The organism is Synechococcus sp. WC10meta (assembly GCF_047461475.1).
The window spans coordinates 28,421-46,198 of record NZ_JANSHF010000016.1; the positions used below are offsets into that span (position 1 = coordinate 28,421).

Sequence of the window (17,778 nt, forward strand, 5' to 3'; positions counted from 1 at the left end):
CACCACCTTTGCCAAGCTACCCATGAACCTGCCAAGGAACTTCTTCTGGGCCCAGGAGTACTTTACCCCCTGGAGCTACACTGCCTTTGCTATTACACGCATCCTGGCCTACCGAAAGACCCCCTTTCAGGAAATGCTGATTGCTGAGATGGGGGCCTATGGCAAGGGCTTGATGCTGGATGGGCATTGGCAGTCCACCACGCTGGACGAGTTCCTTTACCATGAGGCGCTCGTCCATCCCGCCCTTCTCCAAGTTGTCCAGGGGGGTGGGATCCCTCGGCGCGTGCTTGTACTGGGGGGAGCGGAAGGGGCAACGCTGCGGGAGGTGCTGCGCTGGCGCTCGGTGGAGCAGGCGGTGATGGTGGACATCGACGGAGAGGTGGTGGAGGCCTGTCGGGAACACTTGCCAGAAATGCACCAGGGGGCCTTTGAGGACCCGCGGGCGCAGGTAGTGATTGCCGACGCTTTCGACTTTCTCCAGGAGACAGAGCCGGTTTGGGACGTCATCCTCTCCGATCTTTCGGATCCTGTGGAAGCTGGCCCTGCCGCCCGCCTCTTTACCCAGGAGTTTTTCTGCCAGATCCGCTCCAAGTTGCAGCCCGGTGGAGCTTTTGCCCTCCAGGCTGGGCCGACAAGCCCCTTGGAGTTGGAGCAGCACACCCGCATCGTTCACACCCTCAAAACCGTGTTTGCTGCTGTGCAGCCCTACGCCATCTACGCCACCACCTACGGCGGGCCTCTTGGATTTGCCCTAGCAGCTCAGGCTCCTATCCCCTCCAGGCCGGAGCCGGAACAGATCGACCAGCTTCTGGCTCAGCACTTGGATCCCAGTCGAGGGGAACTGCGCTTCCTTGATGGCACTGCCCTCCTGGGTCTTTACCAGGTTCCTGTCTATGTGCGCCGCGCCATTGCCGCTGAGACCACCGTCTACACCCTAGACAACCCTCCTCAGGTCGACTAAGTCGCTGGTAAAAATGGGCTCCTGAGGTATTTGTCTTTGGTGCCATAACTTGGTAGATTCGTGAACAGGCGAATTCCGCTTCCCCAATGAGAGTTTTAGTTATTGGTGGTGACGGATACTGTGGCTGGGCAACGGCCCTGTACCTATCCAACAGGGGCTACGAGGTGGCCATCCTCGACTCGTATATCCGCCGGCTTTGGGATCTGCAACTGGGAGTTTCTAGTCTGACACCCATTGCCCAGCTTGAGCAGCGGGTGGATCGCTGGAAGGGGCTGACTGGCAAGGATATTCCCATCTTTGTTTGCGATGTTACTAACTACCAAGCCCTAATTTCCTGCATGCGCCGCTTTGAGCCAGAGGCTATTGTGCACTTTGGCGAGCAGCGCTCTGCTCCCTTCTCGATGATTAGCCGCGAACATGCGGTGATGACCCAGGTCAACAATGTGGTGGGCACCCTCAACATCCTCTATGCCATCAAGGAGGAATTTCCCGACTGCCACCTGGTGAAGCTGGGCACCATGGGTGAGTACGGCACTCCCAACATTGACATCGAGGAGGGATACATCACCATCGAGCACAACGGCCGCAAGGATACCCTGCCCTATCCCAAGCAGCCGGGATCCATGTACCACCTCTCCAAGGTCCATGACAGCCACAACATTCACTTTGCTTGCCGCGTCTGGGGCCTGCGGGCTACCGACCTGAACCAAGGGGTGGTGTATGGCGTGCTCACGGAAGAAACAGGCATGGACGAGGTCCTGATCAACCGCCTCGACTACGATGGCGTGTTTGGCACAGCCCTCAACCGCTTCTGTGTTCAGGCAGCAGTCGGCCATCCGCTAACAGTCTACGGCAAAGGGGGTCAAACGCGCGGCTTCTTGGATATTCGCGACACCGTGCGTTGTGTGGAGCTGGCCATCGCCAATCCTCCTGAGCCAGGCCAGTTCCGGGTGATGAACCAGTTCACTGAACAATTTAGTGTGGAGCAGCTAGCAGTGATGGTGCAAAAGGCTGCGGCTGCCATGGGCTTGAAGGTGGAAATCCAACACCTGGAGAACCCCCGCGTTGAGCTGGAAGAGCACTACTACAACGCCAAGAACACCAAGCTTCTAGATCTGGGCCTTCAGCCTCACTACCTGTCGGATTCGCTGCTGGATTCGCTGCTCAACTTCGCCCTCAAGTACAAGGACCGGGTGGACGTGCGGCAGATTCTACCTAAGGTGAAATGGAGAGGCTAGCCTTCTAGACAGGCCTGGGCTACACTTAGCCAGCCGCGGGCCAAGTTTTCCAGGTTATACCCCCCTTCTAGGCCAAAGACAGCCTTAGAGGTTACCTCTTTCAAGCAAAGACGGGTCATGCGACCAAAGTCTTCCGGCTCTAGCAGCATATCGGCCAAGGGATCCCCTTTGGCACAGTCAAAGCCGGCACTCACCAGCAGCAAATCGGGCTGAAAGGCTTTTAGGAAAGGCAGAACCTTCTCCTGCAAAGCTTTTTCGTAGGCCGACCAGTCGGATCCTGCAGGCAGAGGTACGTTGCAGAGGTTGCCGTGGATCCCGGTTTCCTCGGCCAGTCCTGTGCCGGGGTAGAGAGGAAACTGGTGGATGGAGGCATAGGCCAGTTGGGGATGGCGCTCCACCACCGCCTGGGTGCCGTTGCCGTGGTGTACGTCCCAATCAAAAATGGCTACCTGCCTGACCCCTGACTGCTCTAGTGCCCACAGGGCGGCGATGGCGGCGTTACTGAAGAGGCAAAACCCCATTGCCCGCTCCGGCTCAGCGTGATGCCCAGGCGGACGACACAGCACCAAAGCTGGCTGTCCTGTGGCCAAAGCCGAGGCTGCCGCGGCAATCCAGCCGCCCACTGCCCGCCGCGCTGCTTCAAAGCTGCCTGGAGAGACAACTGTATCGGCATCAAGGTAACCCCCACCTGCTGCCGCCAGCTCGGCCACCTGTTGGATATGCCGAGGCGAGTGGACCCGCTCCAGCTCCCCCAGCTCAGCCAGGGGGGGATCCCGCCACTCCAGTTGGTTGGCAAAGGGAGCCTTGTGCAGGGCTTTGAAAATAGCTTGCAAGCGGGCCGGGCGTTCCGGATGAAAGGGACCTGTATTGTGGCTAAGAAAAGTTTCGGAATAGTAAACGGGCAGCATTTAAGGCAGCGCCTTCGCAGTGTAGCTAACCCTCCTTCTACCCGTAGAACACCTCCGACATCGCTGCTCCCACGTAGGGATCTTCAAAAGAGTCCTGTTGCAGCTTCTGCTTGACCACATCCCGCACCACCGAGCGGAGCAACTCCAGTTCTGAGGGGCTAAGCTGGTCGCGGCTAGGGCATTCATCGGCAGGCAGCAACCTATAAGCAGGGGGAACCCGGTTGAGAATCTGCTGCAGCAGGGATTCCCGCTCCTTGGCGTCATGAAACACTTGCTGGTGGGGGTGCTCGGTGCAGAGTAAAGTTTCCAGTTCTGCCAATGCCAGGTACTCAATGATATTCACCAACATTTTTTCCATCAGAACTCCCCTCCTAAGAATCTCGGCCGCTTTTAAACAAGCATTAAACAAAGGGCGCTAGCTCCTACTTCTCCCCTGCTCTTGGCACTGGACTTTCCCCTAGAGGCTTGACATTCAAGCCAAAGTAGATCAACTCCCTCACTAGCAGGAAGCTGTCGTCAATTATTAACCTTGTGCTCCTGCTGGCATTACCGCCAGCGGGAAATTATCGGCGTTTTGGAAAGTGCAGAGTGGGAACTTTAACAAAGACTATAGAAACTCTTCTGCACCTGGAAACAAGGGTCTTACTACTCCTCGGCGTTTATGCTAGCACGCAACTATGTAAGAAACTGTGGAACTATTAAAAACTTTACGTGCTTCACATATTTCTTGACAGCCGACTAGGGAAAACCGGCAAAGCCCTAGTCTGAAAGGTCGACCCGCAGAGCTAGGGATCTAGCCGGCTAAAGGCAACTCAACCCGTTCGGCTTGGATCCAAAAAGACTCCAGGTCGTAGTACTCCCTTTCGTTTTGCATCATCACGTGGACGATGAGATCGGCGTAGTCAATGAGGATCCACGAGCCTGAGTCTTGACCTTCAATGCGCTGCGGTGTCCGTTGCCACTCCTCCCAAAGCCTTTCCTCAATTGCCTGGGCAATGGCGCGCACTTGCGTCAGCGAGTAGCCACTGACTAGAAGAAAGTAGTCTGCCAGTGTGGAAACCCGAGATACATCCAGCAGGACAATGTCGCCACCTTTTTTTTCTTCCGCTGCGCGAGCTGCACTCAGCGCCATGCGATAGACGGGATCCCTGGCACGGGCAGGCATGAGCTGTAGCAACTAAGACCCTCCTGAAACGACGGAAAGAACTGGAGACGCAGACCTCTGGAAATCCTTTTGATCCAAAGGATGGAGCAGGAAATAATTGCGAGTCATGAGGGTGCGTGGATGAACCACCTGATTCCGGTTTAGCAAAAATCTCAGGCTTAGATCGCAAACCCCCACCACAGCTTTAGATAAATCTACAAAAGCCAGGCGCCGCAACTGCTCCAGCTCTGGGCTGCTGCCGCGGTTGGGTTCCAGAGCATCGGCTACAAAAACCACACAACTAAGCGGACCCATGCCGGGCTGGCCTAGGGTGTGGTTGGCGATGGCCGCCAAGATCTCCGCATCCTGCACCTGAAACTGTTCCCGCGCCAACAGGGAGCCCACCTCGGCGTGGAGGATGTGGGGCTCAGCCCGTTCAATCTCGTCTAGCTCCCGCTCCCGAGCTACCCGCTGCAACAGTTGCTCCGCCGGGAAAGACTTAGCTAAGTCGTGCATCAGACCTGCCCAAGCGGCTTTCTCCTCATCCAATCCGTAGTGAGCCGCCAGTTGCCGGGCCATTGCCTCGACTCCCAAGATGTGGCGCAGGCGGGGAGGAGGCACCCGCTCCTGCAGCCAGGCCAACACCTCCTCGCGCCGCAAGGCTAGGTTAGTCATTTTGCAACTTCAACACTGCCATAAACGCCTCTTGGGGCACATCCACTGTTCCCAGTGCCTTCATGCGCTTTTTCCCTTCTTTTTGCTTTTCCAGCAGCTTGCGCTTGCGAGTTACGTCTCCCCCGTAGCACTTGGCCAAAACATTTTTGCGCAGCGCAGGGATAGTTTCGCGGGCAATGACGCGCGAGCCAATCGCCGCTTGGATGGGCACCTCAAACTGGTGGCGTGGGATCAGCTCGCGCAACTTAGCCACTAGAGACCGGCCCACCTGAAAGGCTTTGTCCCGATGCACAATCGTGGAGAGAGCGTCCACCGGCTCGCCATTGATGAGGATATCCAAGCGCACCAGATCGTCAGCCCGATAGCCCACCATTTGGTAGTCCATGCTGGCGTAGCCGCGGGTGCGAGATTTCAACTGGTCAAAAAAGTCAGTGATCACTTCCGCCAGAGGCAATTCGTACACCAGCGTCGTGCGGCCCTGAGCCAGATACCTCATATCCTTAAAGATGCCGCGCTTAGTCTCGCACAGCTCCATCACCGCGCCAACGAATTCCTCCGGCAAAATCATCTCCACGCGGACAATGGGCTCCTCAATGCTAAGGCGCTCGTTGGGAGGAGGCAGCTTGCTGGGGTTATCAACCCGGAGCACCGAGCCATTGTTGAGGGTAACTTGATAAACCACCGTTGGGGCTGTAATCACCAGGTCCAGGTCGTACTCCCGCTCTAGCCGCTCCTGAACCACCTCCATATGGAGGAGGCCCAAGAAACCACAGCGGAAGCCAAAGCCCATGGCAGGGGAGACTTCCGGCTCAAAGTGGAGAGCGGCATCGTTGAGCTTCAGCTTTTCCAAGGCCTCTTTGAGTTCGGCGTACTGATCCGAGTTGCTGGGAAAAAGTCCACAGAACACCATTGGCTTGGCTTCTTTGTAGCCGGGCAGAGGCTCAGGAGCCCTGCGATGAACGAGGGTGATGGTGTCCCCCACGCGGGCGTGCTCAACGCTTTTAATGGCAGCGGCAATGTAGCCCACTTCCCCGGCGTGGAGAGACTCAACCGGCTCTTGGTGGGGGCGCATCACTCCCAGCTCAGTAACCTCGTACTCCCGGCCAGAGGCCATGAAGCAAATCTTGTCCCCCCTTTTCACCTCCCCATCCACAATGCGCACATAGACAATCACACCCCGGTAGGGATCGTAGTAGCTATCGAAGATCAAAGCCCGCAAGGGATCCGCTACCGTATCCTGCGGCGGCGGTACCCGCTGCACAATAGCCTCGAGAATCTCTGAGATACCGAGGCCCACTTTGGCAGAGGCTAGGATCGCCCCGCTGCAGTCAAGGCCAATCACCTGCTCGATCTCGGCAATGACTCGCTCGGGGTCGGCGCTAGGCAAGTCAATTTTGTTAATGACGGGGATAATTTCCAGGTTGTTCTCCAAAGCCAGGTAAACATTGGCCAGGGTTTGGGCTTCCACACCTTGAGAAGCATCCACCACCAACAGCGCCCCTTCACAGGCAGCCAGCGAGCGGGAGACCTCGTAGGAAAAATCCACATGCCCTGGCGTATCGATGAGGTTGAGGACATAGTCCTGGCCGTCTTGGGCACGGTAGTTCATGCGGGCCGCCTGTAGCTTGATGGTGATGCCCCGCTCCCGCTCCAGTTCCATGCTGTCTAGAAGCTGCGGCTTCATCTCGCGGGCTGAGACGGTGCCGGTTGCCTCCAGCAGCCGGTCGGCAAGGGTAGACTTGCCGTGATCAATGTGGGCAATGATGGAAAAGTTGCGAATGCGGGAGACGGGGACGTCAGTCATAGAAACCAAGTCAGGGCAAAGATTTTTTACAATGCTAGCTTGTTTGTCCCTCTAGCTAAGCCAAGCTTATCCAGCGGTTGACCACCGTGGCCCGCACTCCTGGCGCAAGCAGGGCTTAGCCACCTGGGTGGGGGTGAAGGCTAGCTGACAAACCAGGGTTAAGGTTTGTTGCATAGTAGGTAGTAGGGTGCCCCTTCGCGCTACTTGGAGGCAGCCCTCTTGGCGCAAGGCTTGGGGTAGCGGGCCGTAATGACTCCCCTAGAAGAAGCGGCGGAAGCGGCGGCTAGGCTGCTGGTGTTTCGGGACATCTGCGCCCATCCCCTGGCCCTAGCCTGGCAGGAGCTCATTCAGCAGTTGATGAGCGGGGATCCCTTGCCCTGCTGGAGAGCCTATGGGCGTTGGTTTGAGCTTTTGGCCCAGCAGGGCTTGAGCTGGCGGGAGTGGCTGATCCGGGAGATCCGCTGGGCCGATAACCCTTTCTCGCGGGCGGCGCTGCAACCGCAAGGGATCCCAGCACCCCTTCTGCAAGCGGCCCGCCACGATCTCCGTTGCCTGCAAATCCTAGCCAATAGCCAGGAGACGATCGCCGAGCAAATGCAGGCGCTGGGCCTGGGGATCTCCTGGCCAGATGAAAACAGCGGCAGCTCTGGCTGGGATCCTCGCCCCTTGGCCGATTGGGGCCAGAGCCTGGAGGCCTTGATTGCCCACTACTGCCAAGCAGGGGTAGGGCTCTGTGGCCGCTATTGGGCCTTTCGCTGGGGGCCAGCAGGGCTAGAAGGGATCCCTGCTCCCGACTTGCCCGAATGGGAAGAGATTTACGGCTACGAACAGCAGAAACAGCAGCTGGCCGCCAACACCGAAGCGCTGCTGCGGGGGGATCCGGCTTTGCATGTGTTGCTCTACGGAGCGCGGGGCACCGGCAAGTCTTCGCTGGTGAAGGCGTTGTTGCGCCGCTACGGCCCGCAGGGACTGCGCCTACTGGAGCTAAGACCCAGAGACTTGATGCAGTTGCCGGAGATCTTGGCGGAGCTGCGACAGCAGGCGCTGCCCTTTGTCCTATTTGTAGACGACCTCTCCTTTGAGGCGGACGAAACCGAGTTTAAGCAGCTCAAGGTGCTCTTGGAGGGAGATCTCGTTCCACCGCCGCCCAATGTGCGCCTCTATGCCACCAGCAACCGCCGCCACCTTATCCGCGAGTTTTTTGGCGATCGTCCCAACCCCCAAGATCAAGAGATCCACGCCTGGGATACGGTGCAGGAAAAGCTGTCGCTGCGGGATCGCTTTGGCCTTACCCTTACCTTTGCCCCTTTTAGCCAAGCCGACTATCTGGCTACGGTGGAACACTTGGCGCAGCGGCTGGGCCTCTCTCAGCCTTTAGATACCTTGCGCCGCCAAGCGCTGATCTGGGCTCAGCAGCAGAACGGCTTCTCCGGTCGCACCGCCCGCCAGTTTTTGCAGGCCCTGCAGGCCGGCCTGGTGGAAGTTGGATAGCCCCAAGCCGGTGGAGTTTTCCGTTGTAAAGAAGAGCCAGGCTACAGCAGCCACTCGCAGGCCCGCTCTCCCACCCCTTGCAAATTCAGAGGAATGGCCACCGCCTTGCCTATGCGAGGTTTCTGGCGGGTAGCCTCAATTTCTCGCCGCACCGTTTCCCACACACCCCAAGCCTGCAGATGGGCCATCACCGACTCCAGGCGAGCCAGATACTCGGCTTCCGTCAAGGGGAAAGAGGGCTGCTCTAGGTAGCGCCACATCACCAACAACACCACCCTACCCCCCAAGCGGCGCAGCTGCACGTCGTAGGAGCAGCCCCACTTCTCCCGCAGCAAAGCTTGCAACTCGGATCCCCTCATAGGTTGGCTTGGATGCATCGGCCTCCCCCTCGAGCTGCTCCTAGCTTTGCATTTCTTAATGAAATTGGCTAGGGGGCTCGGTTAGGATGGTGTCGTTTGTCAACGAACGTTAAAACTTCTCAGGCTTTCCTGACCATTATGACCGAAGCGATGAGCAACTTTGAGGCGCCCCCCATGAGCCGGCGGGTTCTCTTGAACGCCCTTCTCAGCGGCTCGGTGGGGGTGGTGGTCGTGGGTGCCCTCTACCCGGTGGTGAAGTATTTCATTCCTCCCTCTGCCGGTGGGACAGGGGAGGGGGTAATTGCCCAAGATGCCCTCGGCAGGCCAATTCGCGTCAGCGAGCTGCTAGCTACCCACGCGGCTACGGATCGCGTTCTGGCCCAGGGCTTGAAAGGGGATCCCACCTACATCGTGATCGACAATGGAGCGGTGGCTAACTACGGCCTCAACGCCGTCTGCACCCACCTCGGCTGCGTGGTGCCCTGGAATGCAGGAGAAAACCTCTTCAAGTGCCCCTGTCACGGATCCCAATACGCAGCCAATGGCAAGGTCATCCGGGGGCCGGCTCCCCGTTCGTTGGAGCTAGTCAGCGTCACGGTGGACGGCGACAACATTCGCTTTAGCCCCTGGCAGGGCCCCGATTTCCGCGAGGCCTAAACGCGCCATTGCAGGGCTGGCGGTGGCGAGAGGAAAGCCTGAAGAGGGCACGGCGTTGGTCTTAGCCGGAGCGTCCACAGGCTCTCGAGGAGAGGGCGCAAAAAGCTTTTGCAGAGCTTTTGCAGATTGGAATTGCAATTTTGAGTTGAGCTTATGAAGCGAATTTTTTTCTTGGCCTTGTGTGCGCTGCTGCTAATGGTCGTAGCATCTCCGCCAGCAGCAGCCTACCCCTACTATGCCCAGATGGCCTACGATAACCCCCGCGAGGCAACGGGGAAAATTGTCTGCGCCAACTGCCACCTGAACGCCATGCCTGTCCGGGCTGAAGTGCCGCAGGCGGTTACCCCCGGTCAGGTGTTCACCATTAAAGTTGGGATTCCCTACGACCTAAGCAAGCAGCAGGTGCTAGCAGATGGCAGCAAGGGCGGCTTGAATGTTGGCGCGGTGGTGATCTTGCCAGAGGGCTTCCGCCTGGCCACCGAGGAGGAAATGACCGAAAAGCAGCGGCAGGAGACCGCTGAGACCTACATCACTCCCTACAGTGACCAGAAGCCCAACATCCTCCTGGTGGGGCCGTTGCCCGGTGAGCAGCACCAGGAAATCGTCTTCCCGGTGGTAGCCCCTGACCCGAAAGAGGATCCCTCAGTGGCTTTCATGAAATATCGGGTTTACATTGGCGCCAACCGGGGCCGTGGCCAGATCAACCCCGATGGCAGCCTCAGCAACAACAACGTCTTCCGCGCTCCCGCCACCGGCCGCCTGACCAGCATCGCCACTATCGAGTCGGATCTTAGCGACCTGCCGGCAGAGCTGGCCGCCCTGGTGCCACCCGAATACGAGTTGCCGGGCACGCGAGTGCTCAGCTTCGAAACTGAGAACGGTATCCAGCATCTGGTGGTGCCACCGGGGCCGGAGTTGGTGGTTAACATTGGCGACAGCGTCAAAGAAGGGGATCCGGTTACCAACAACCCCAACGTGGGCGGCTTTGGCCAAGTGGAGCGGGATCTGGTGCTGCAGAGCCCGGATCGGGTGAAGTGGATGGTGGCCTTCCTGGCGGCAGTGGCTATCACTCAGCTCCTCTTGGTACTCAAGAAAAAGCAAGTGGAACTTATTCAGGCGGCAGAACTTTTGGGCTAGCCCCACCCTTCCCATCATTCCCAGCACCCCGGAACCAGCCGGGGTGTTTTTTCTAAGGAATCCTCAGCTCTCCCACCATCACCAGCACTGCCTGCCCGGCAATCTCCACCCGAGCGCCGAGATAGCGACACCAGAGCTCACCCCCCCGCGTCGAGAGCTGCCGCACCCTGAGCTCAGTTCGACCCAGCCGCTCCGACCAATAAGGCGCCAACAGACACTGGGCAGAGCCGGTTACGGGATCCTCCGAGATCCCCAAGCGGGGGGCGAAAACGCGGCAAACAAAATCCGCTCCCTCCTCTAAATCTGCTCCGGCAGCGGTGACGATTAACCCGGAGACAGAGAGCGCCTCCACCTGAGCCCAATTCGGCTGGACTTGCCGCACCTGCTGCGCCGAAGCCAGCACCGCTACCCCCATGCTGCCGCGGTACAACTCTAGAGGAGGGATCCCCAAGGCCGCCGCCACCTGTTCTTGCGCTTCCAGCCAAGGTTGGGGAGTCTGGGAGGGGAAATCCATCGCTAGCCGCTTTCCTTGCTGCCGCACCAACACCTGGCCACTGCGGGTGGAGAAGGCCACCTCCTGAGCTTCTGGGTGAACTTCGCTCAAGAGCACATGGGCAGCAGCTAGGGTGGCGTGCCCACAGAGATCCACTTCCGTTGTGGGGGTAAACCAGCGCAGGCTGTAGTGGGGGAGGCCATCCCAGGATCCCTGGGGCAGCAAAAAAGCTGTTTCCGACAGATTGTTCTCTGCCGCAATTGCCTGCAACAGCTCCTGCGGCAGCTCCTGGGACAGCAAGCAAACCGCTGCCGGATTGCCCCTAAAGGGCACTGCCGTAAAGGCATCCACCTGAAACAAGGGAATTCGCACCGCCTCTCCTCCCCCAAAAGGCGCAGAGGAAGTCGGGAGATCCACACCCAACCGCCTCGTCTGTCGTTGCAGCTATTGTCAGGCTGCAGAGCTGACTGATAAACTAGCACTCGGAAGCCGAGAGTGCTAAAGCCTCAACGGATGCAAGTTTAGTTGACTCCTCAATCACCCTTTGACTTCCTGCCATAGGCATCACGGAGGACACTTGGTATGGCTGCAGTAACGCTGAACGTCTCTACGCTAAAGCCGCTGGGCGACCGTGTGCTGGTGAAAGTTGCCCAGCAGGATGAGAAAACCGCAGGCGGGATCTTTTTGCCTGACACTGCCAAAGAGAAACCCCAAGTAGGGGAAGTGGTTGCGGTCGGTCCTGGCAAGCGCAATGACGATGGCAAGGTTATTCCAATAGAGCTGAAAGTAGGCGACAGAGTGCTCTACTCCAAGTACGCCGGCACGGAGGTGAAGCTGGGTACCGAGGAGTATGTGCTGCTAGCTGAGCGGGACATCCTTGCCATTGTTCAGTAGTTCTAGCAAGAGGCAGCAAGTGCTGTAAAAGAGACCAACTGCTGCTAGCTTCTAGCTTATCCTTCGTTGGCTGACCGTTGGAGGTTGACTATGGCTAAGTCGATTATTTTCAGCGAAGAAGCCCGTCGCGCTCTTGAACACGGCATGGACATTTTGGCAGAGGCCGTAGCCGTTACCCTTGGCCCCAAAGGGCGCAACGTGGTGCTGGAGAAAAAATTTGGCGCACCCCAGATTGTTAACGATGGGGTAACCATTGCCAAAGAAATTGAGCTGGAAGACCACATTGAAAACACGGGAGTTTCTCTCATCCGTCAAGCTGCCTCTAAAACCAACGACATCGCTGGCGACGGCACCACTACAGCTACGGTCTTGGCCCACGCCATGGTGAAAGAAGGGCTCAAGAACGTGGCTGCTGGCGCCAACCCCATTGCCCTCAAGCGCGGCATTGACAAGGCAGTGAAGTTCCTAGTGGACAAAATTGCCGAACACGCCCGCCCAGTAGAAGACTCCAAAGCCATTGCCCAGGTGGCGGCCATTTCCGCTGGCAACGATGAGGAAGTGGGCCGCATGATTGCCGAGGCCATGGAAAAAGTGGGCCGCGAGGGGGTGATCTCCCTAGAAGAAGGCAAGTCCATGACCACCGAGCTGGAAGTGACGGAGGGGATGCGCTTTGACAAAGGCTACATCTCCCCCTACTTCGTCACTGACACGGAGCGGATGGAGGCGGTTCTGGAGAACCCCTACGTCCTGATCACCGACAAGAAGATTACCCTGGTGCAAGACCTGGTGCCGGTTCTGGAGCAAGTGGCCCGCGCCGGTCGTCCGCTGCTGATCATTGCCGAAGACATTGAGAAGGAAGCCCTGGCCACCTTGGTGGTGAACAAGCTGCGGGGCGTGCTGAGCGTGGTGGCGGTGAAAGCGCCCGGCTTTGGGGATCGCCGCAAGGCCATGCTGGAGGACATCGCCATCCTCACCGGCGGCGAAGTGATTAGCGAGGAGCGCGGCCTGAAGCTGGAGAATGCACGTCTTGAGTCCTTTGGCTCGGCTCGCCGCGTCACGGTAACCAAAGACCACACCACCATTGTGGCGGAGGGCAACGAAGCGGCGGTGAAAGCCCGTTGCGAGCAAATCCGTCGCCAAATTGAAGAGACCGACTCCACCTACGACAAAGAAAAACTGCAAGAGCGCCTGGCCAAGCTAGCTGGCGGTGTGGCGGTGATTAAAGTGGGCGCGGCCACCGAAACGGAAATGAAGGATCGCAAGCTGCGCCTGGAAGATGCCATCAACGCCACCAAGGCGGCAGTAGAAGAGGGGATCGTCCCCGGCGGCGGCACCACCTTGGCCCACCTAATCCCGGTGGTTACGGAGTGGGCGCAGGCCAACCTGTCTGGCGATGAGCTGGTGGGGGCTATGCTGGTGGCCCGTGCTCTGGGCGCTCCGCTGCGCCGCATTGCCGAGAACGCCGGCCAGAACGGCTCGATTGTGCTGGAGCGGGTGAAAGAGAAGCCCTTCACGGTGGGTTACGATGCCCAAAACGACGCCTATGTGGATATGTTCGAAGCGGGTATCGTTGACCCAGCCAAAGTCACCCGCTCTGCCCTGCAAAACGCTGCCTCGATTGCCGGCATGGTGCTCACCACCGAAGCTATTGTGGTGGACAAGCCCGAGCCCAAGAACAACAAGCCGGCTGGTGGCGGCGGCGCGGATGACTACGACTACTAATCCCCTGGCACGAAGAGGCAACGGCTTCTCCAGTTAGCAGAGAGTCTGCTGCCTTGCCAGGGCAAAGCTGACTGCTTTTGGGATCCCAGGTGGGATCCCTTTTCCTTATCCCAGGGGGCGCAGAGGAGAAGGCGGCGTGGCACGGTTAGTCTGCATTGGCCTAGATCTGGCCTGGTCAGCCCGCAACCCTTCGGGGGTGGCGACGCTGGAGGTGGAGATTCGGGATCCCGCCATTCAAAACCTGACAGGCTACCTCCTGGACAGCCGCCTCCTGGGGACCAATGAGGAAATTGTGGACTACATCCAAGCCCAAGCTAGAGGGGATCCCTGCCTGGTGGCAGTGGATGCCCCCTTGCGCGTTCCTAACTTGAGGGGCCAGCGGCAGGCAGAAGCCGAGCTCAACCGTGTGTTTCGACCCTACGCTGCTGGCGCTCACCCGGCCAACCGCCGGCTTCTAGAAAGAAATGGCCAGGTGCGAGGAGAAGCGCTGGTGCAAGCCCTCGCCCGCTATGGCTTTCAGGAGCAGGCCAGCATCGAGCAGGGGCGCTTGGCCCGTCAGGTTACTGAAGTCTTCCCCCACAGTGCCATCGTGAGCCTGTTTGGCCTTAGCCGCAGCCTCCCCTACAAGGCGCGTCCCCGCCGCAGCTGGCAGGAGCGAGAACAGGCCTGGCGGCTGTACCAGCAACATCTGCGCGCCTTGGCCAGCGCCGATCCCTCTCTGCAGGGCCACGAGCCCCTGCTCCAAGTGGAGGTGGGATCCCTTAGAGGCCGCCAGCTCAAAAACTACGAAGACCAAGTCGATGCCTTGATGTGCGCCTACATCGCCCTCTACGGCTTCCGCTGGGGATCCCAGCGCTGCCACAGCTTCGGAAGTCTGCAGGAAGGGCACATCTTCACACCCCTGCCCAAGAGGCTAGTCGACCCCAAAACTTTCTCTGGCTTTAGAGACCTCCTTGGCGGCATGATTAATTAAGGGATCCTCTTGCTAAAGAGGAAAGAAATGAACGTCCAACTGGGCCGCAATCGACAGGCAAGACGAGCATACGGACTGGATGAGATTGCGCTGGTGCCGGGCAGGCGAACCCTGGATCCCAGCCTGGTGGATACCCACTTCACTATAGGAGGGATCCAACGACCCATCCCCATCATTGCCAGCGCCATGGATGGCGTGGTGGATGTCAAGATGGCGATTTTGCTCTCCAAGCTGGGGGCTTTTGGAGTGCTGAACCTAGACGGGATCCAAACTCGCTACGCGGATCCCGACGAGGTGCTGGAGCAGATTGCCGCCGTTGGCAAAGACGAGTTCGTCCCCCTGATGCAGCGCCTCTACAGCGAGCCGGTCAAGCCAGAGCTAATCCAAGAGCGCATTCGCCAGATCAAAGCTGCCGGCGCCATTGCTGCCGCTAGCTGTGTGCCCGCCCACGCTGCCCAATACGGTCCCCTGGTCGCGGAAGCGGGGGGGGATCTGTTTTTTGTCCAGGCCACTGTGGTTTCCGTCCACCACAAGGTGCCTGAGGGCATGCAAAAGCTCGATTTGGCCCAGTTCTGCCGCTCTATGCCCATTCCCGTAGTGGTGGGCAACTGCGTCACCTACGAGGTGGCCCTAGAGCTAATGCAAGCAGGAGCAGCGGGGGTCCTGGTGGGCATCGGCCCGGGGGCCGCTTGCACCTCCCGCGGCGTGCTGGGGGTGGGGGTGCCACAGGCTACCGCGATTGCCGACTGTGCTGCCGCCCGCGACCAGTTCCTGGCCGAAACCGGCACCTACGTTCCCATCATCGCCGACGGCGGCCTGGTGACCGGGGGTGACATTTGCAAAGCCATTGCCTGTGGAGCCGATGCGGTGATGATCGGATCCCCTTTGGCCCGTGCCCAAGAGGCGCCCGGTCGCGGCTTTCACTGGGGCATGGCCACTCCCAGCCCCGTCTTGCCCCGCGGCACCCGCATCCGCGTGGGATGCACCGGCACCCTGGAAGAAATCTTGTGCGGCCCCGCCCGCCTCGATGACGGCACCCACAACCTCTGGGGTGCTCTGCGCACCAGCATGGCTACCCTGGGCGCTGCCAACCTCAAGGAAATGCAGCAGGTGGAGATCTGCATTGCCCCTTCCCTGCTCACCGAGGGCAAGGTGTACCAGAAAGCCCAGAGCCTGGGCATGGGGAGATAGCGCCCGCCAATGCTAAACTCAGTAGCCGGGATCCCCAAGGGCGGTTAGCTCAGCGGTAGAGCGCCTGCCTTACAAGCAGGATGTCACTGGTTCGAGTCCGGTACCGCCCATCCTCATCCAGGCTGGCAGCTTGGGGGATACACCCGCTAGCCAGGGCCGGATCCCTGGGGTAGAGTAATGGGTGTGGAGCCTGAATTATCTAGCCCTGGGGATCTCGCATTGAGTCTGGCTCAAAAAGTGTGTAAAGTGGTAGACGGTATGGACTGGGGCTGTACTATGTTGTTCTTCTAAAGTCCGCAATTGTCAGGCTCGCTCTCGAGGTAGACGGCCTGTTACTTCTAGAAGGCACTGCTACAGCCAAGACAGGTGTGAGGACAGAGAACAAGGAGAGAAACATGCCCGCAAAACACGCGAACTACTGGAAAACGCTGCTGGCTGGGACTCTAGGTGCAGCGGCAGTCTTGACCCCTGGGGTGGCCTATGCCCAAGCGACGGGGCCTGTCACCTCCATCTCTGAACTTTCGGATGTGCAGCCTACTGACTGGGCTTTCCAGGCGCTGCAATCTCTGGTCGAGCGTTACGGCTGTATTGCCGGCTACCCCGACCGCACCTTCCGCGGCAACCGGGCCATGACCCGCTATGAGTTTGCCGCTGGGATGAACGCCTGCTTGGATCGCATCAACGAGCTGATCGCTGCTGGGCTGGCCGACAAGGTTTCCAAAGAGGACTTGGCTACGCTGCAGCGGCTGCAGGAGGAGTTTGCGGCTGAGCTGGCGGCTCTACGGGGGCGGGTAGAGGCAGCAGAGGCCGATATTAACGACCTCAAAGGCAAGGTCTTCAACCCGGTTACCAAGTTGAATGCCGAGGTGATTACGGCTATTCTGGGCAGCGCCCTGACAGAGGATCGGGTTGTTGGGGGAAGGGTTGTGGCTGAGCAGGACCAAGCCAACATGACCCTGCCCTATCGGGTGCGGCTGAACTTCGACGCCTCCTTTGCTGGCCGCGACCGTTTGCGCATCCGCCTGCAGGCTCGCGATGCGGTAACCGCCTTCTTCTCTGGGGATCCAGGCGTTGGCTTCCAAGGGGGTGGTGGTGGCACTTTCACCCTGGCCCAGTTGGTCTATCAGTTCCCTGCCTTTAACCGCGCTGCCACCATCTACGCCGGCATCACGGGCACAGGGGTGTCCAGCGTCCTTCAATACAGCGTTCCCTTCGACGCCCTTTCTGAATTTGCCGACCTTCCCAAATCCACGGGAGATGTGCCCAGTGGAACGCTGTTTGGCTTCCGCTCTCGTCTCAGCGACCAGCTTCGCTTAGCCTACGCCTACAGCACTCGCGGCGCCCAGGACTTAGGCAGAGGCTTTGGTGACAGCGGTTTGACGGGCAACGACAGCGCTCACACGGTGGAGCTGGGCTTTTTGCCTACAAAAGAGCTGGAGTTCTACTTGCAGTTCGCCACCACCTATCTGCAGGATGCCACAAAAGGCCCCAGCTTCTTGGCCACCGGCAGTAACCTCTTCCGAGGGCCGCTGCGCCGGAATGATGTAACCACCTCTGCGCAGGTCAATGCCTTTACGGTGGCCGCTAAGTGGGATGTAAGTCCACGGATTACGGTGTCCGGCTGGTTCACCGCTGGCAATGTCGATTACAACCTGCCTAATGTGGTACCAGCTGGCACTATCGATCCAGGTGACGAAAGCTTCAACGGCTGGCTGTTTGGCTTTGTCTTCCCGGATCTGTTCGTGGAGGGTGCCAAAGGTGGTGTGGTCTTCGGCCAGCCAATCGTGACCACTGACAATTCTGGCGTGTGGGATACCCGCCCCTTCGTAGTGGACGTCTACTACAGCTTCCCGGTCAATGAGTACATTACCTTGACACCTGCTGCCTATTTTGTAAGCAACCCCAACGGCGGCAGGCCAGGAGACAACGACCCAACCATTGGTGTGGGCGCTCTGCGGGCAGTGTTTACCTTCTAACCCCTTGCTGTCCTGCCTAGGTTAAAAACAACTTAGGGATCCGCGGCGACGGATCCCTTTTTTGCTTCCCAAGCCTTGCCGCTCTGAAAGACTTATACAACGCTGGACAAAAGCGGACTTTTGCTCCAGGTTGACGCTTTCTTCCTGCTTCCACG

The 17,778-nt window shown here is 58.9% G+C and carries 17 protein-coding genes and 1 tRNA gene; 11 read left to right on the forward strand and 7 right to left on the reverse strand.

Translation table 11 applies throughout. The features are described from left to right. Positions 1–22 precede the first annotated feature (22 nt). Both NW804_RS08555 and NW804_RS08560 read left to right on the forward strand, forming a co-directional pair. Positions 23–961 carry a spermidine synthase gene (locus tag NW804_RS08555; RefSeq protein ID WP_414423327.1) on the forward strand — a complete coding sequence of 313 codons (939 nt, stop codon included), beginning with the start codon at positions 23–25 and terminating at the stop codon, positions 959–961. An 86-nt stretch (positions 962–1,047) separates the two neighbouring features. Further along, positions 1,048–2,199 carry an NAD-dependent epimerase/dehydratase family protein gene (locus tag NW804_RS08560; protein WP_414393836.1) on the forward strand — a complete coding sequence of 384 codons (1,152 nt, stop codon included), beginning with the start codon at positions 1,048–1,050 and terminating at the stop codon, positions 2,197–2,199. Here NW804_RS08560 and NW804_RS08565 read toward each other — a convergent pair. The 5 genes from NW804_RS08565 to lepA all read right to left on the reverse strand — a co-directional run bounded on the left by NW804_RS08565 (position 2,196) and on the right by lepA (position 6,730). Next, positions 2,196–3,107, reverse strand: a complete 912-nt coding sequence (locus NW804_RS08565; protein WP_414420587.1) for a histone deacetylase — start codon at positions 3,105–3,107, stop codon at positions 2,196–2,198. The genes NW804_RS08560 and NW804_RS08565 overlap by 4 nt on opposite strands. 37 nt (positions 3,108–3,144) lie before the next feature. Further along, on the reverse strand, positions 3,145–3,465 hold the full coding sequence (locus NW804_RS08570) for a hypothetical protein (protein ID WP_414420586.1): 321 nt from the start codon (positions 3,463–3,465) through the stop codon (positions 3,145–3,147). Positions 3,466–3,900: 435 nt separating this feature from the next. Beyond that, positions 3,901–4,284 carry a ribosome silencing factor gene (gene rsfS / locus NW804_RS08575; RefSeq protein WP_414412141.1) on the reverse strand — a complete coding sequence of 128 codons (384 nt, stop codon included), beginning with the start codon at positions 4,282–4,284 and terminating at the stop codon, positions 3,901–3,903. After that, on the reverse strand, positions 4,285–4,926 hold the full coding sequence (yqeK, locus tag NW804_RS08580; RefSeq protein ID WP_414405651.1) for a bis(5'-nucleosyl)-tetraphosphatase (symmetrical) YqeK: 642 nt from the start codon (positions 4,924–4,926) through the stop codon (positions 4,285–4,287). Beyond that, positions 4,919–6,730 (reverse strand): translation elongation factor 4, encoded by a 1,812-nt coding sequence (gene lepA / locus NW804_RS08585; RefSeq protein ID WP_414393826.1) that lies wholly within the window; start codon positions 6,728–6,730, stop codon positions 4,919–4,921. Before lepA ends, yqeK begins: the two co-directional genes overlap by 8 nt. A 249-nt stretch (positions 6,731–6,979) precedes the next feature. Between lepA and NW804_RS08590 the strand changes: the two genes are divergently transcribed. Beyond that, complete coding sequence (locus NW804_RS08590) at positions 6,980–8,221, forward strand: ATP-binding protein (RefSeq protein WP_414423328.1); 1,242 nt, start codon at positions 6,980–6,982, stop codon at positions 8,219–8,221. A gap of 41 nt (positions 8,222–8,262) precedes the next feature. Here NW804_RS08590 and NW804_RS08595 read toward each other — a convergent pair whose 3' ends face one another. Further along, a complete protein-coding gene (locus tag NW804_RS08595) occupies positions 8,263–8,580 on the reverse strand; it encodes a DUF3067 family protein (RefSeq protein ID WP_414405649.1) in 318 nt (105 codons plus the stop codon). 138 nt (positions 8,581–8,718) lie between these two features. Here NW804_RS08595 and NW804_RS08600 point away from each other — a divergent pair, with 138 nt between their 5' ends. Both NW804_RS08600 and NW804_RS08605 read left to right on the forward strand, forming a co-directional pair. Then, the gene (locus NW804_RS08600) at positions 8,719–9,237 is read left to right on the forward strand and encodes a cytochrome b6-f complex iron-sulfur subunit (protein WP_414405669.1); all 519 of its coding nucleotides are present in this window, start codon (positions 8,719–8,721) and stop codon (positions 9,235–9,237) included. 153 nt (positions 9,238–9,390) lie between these two features. Then, positions 9,391–10,374: an apocytochrome f gene (locus tag NW804_RS08605; protein WP_414393822.1), complete on the forward strand. Its 984-nt coding sequence runs from the start codon at positions 9,391–9,393 to the stop codon at positions 10,372–10,374. A 52-nt stretch (positions 10,375–10,426) separates the two neighbouring features. On the opposite strand, the gene NW804_RS08610 is transcribed toward NW804_RS08605, so the two are convergent. Beyond that, a complete protein-coding gene (locus NW804_RS08610) occupies positions 10,427–11,239 on the reverse strand; it encodes a PhzF family phenazine biosynthesis protein (RefSeq protein ID WP_414423329.1) in 813 nt (270 codons plus the stop codon). Positions 11,240–11,449: 210 nt separating this feature from the next. Here NW804_RS08610 and groES point away from each other — a divergent pair, with 210 nt between their 5' ends. The 6 genes from groES to NW804_RS08640 all read left to right on the forward strand — a co-directional run bounded on the left by groES (position 11,450) and on the right by NW804_RS08640 (position 17,623). Continuing rightward, positions 11,450–11,761 carry a co-chaperone GroES gene (gene groES, locus NW804_RS08615; RefSeq protein ID WP_414393818.1) on the forward strand — a complete coding sequence of 104 codons (312 nt, stop codon included), beginning with the start codon at positions 11,450–11,452 and terminating at the stop codon, positions 11,759–11,761. Between the two features lie 90 nt (positions 11,762–11,851). Beyond that, positions 11,852–13,483: a chaperonin GroEL gene (gene groL, locus NW804_RS08620; RefSeq protein ID WP_414410901.1), complete on the forward strand. Its 1,632-nt coding sequence runs from the start codon at positions 11,852–11,854 to the stop codon at positions 13,481–13,483. Positions 13,484–13,619: 136 nt separating this feature from the next. Beyond that, entirely contained in the window at positions 13,620–14,456 is an 837-nt protein-coding gene (locus NW804_RS08625) for a DUF429 domain-containing protein (protein WP_414423330.1), read from the forward strand. A 27-nt stretch (positions 14,457–14,483) separates the two neighbouring features. Then, positions 14,484–15,647, forward strand: a complete 1,164-nt coding sequence (locus NW804_RS08630; RefSeq protein WP_414423331.1) for a GuaB3 family IMP dehydrogenase-related protein — start codon at positions 14,484–14,486, stop codon at positions 15,645–15,647. Positions 15,648–15,685: 38 nt separating this feature from the next. Then, positions 15,686–15,757 (forward strand) — tRNA-Val (locus tag NW804_RS08635). Between the two features lie 285 nt (positions 15,758–16,042). Then, positions 16,043–17,623 (forward strand): iron uptake porin, encoded by a 1,581-nt coding sequence (locus tag NW804_RS08640; RefSeq protein ID WP_414423332.1) that lies wholly within the window; start codon positions 16,043–16,045, stop codon positions 17,621–17,623. Positions 17,624–17,778 lie beyond the last annotated feature (155 nt).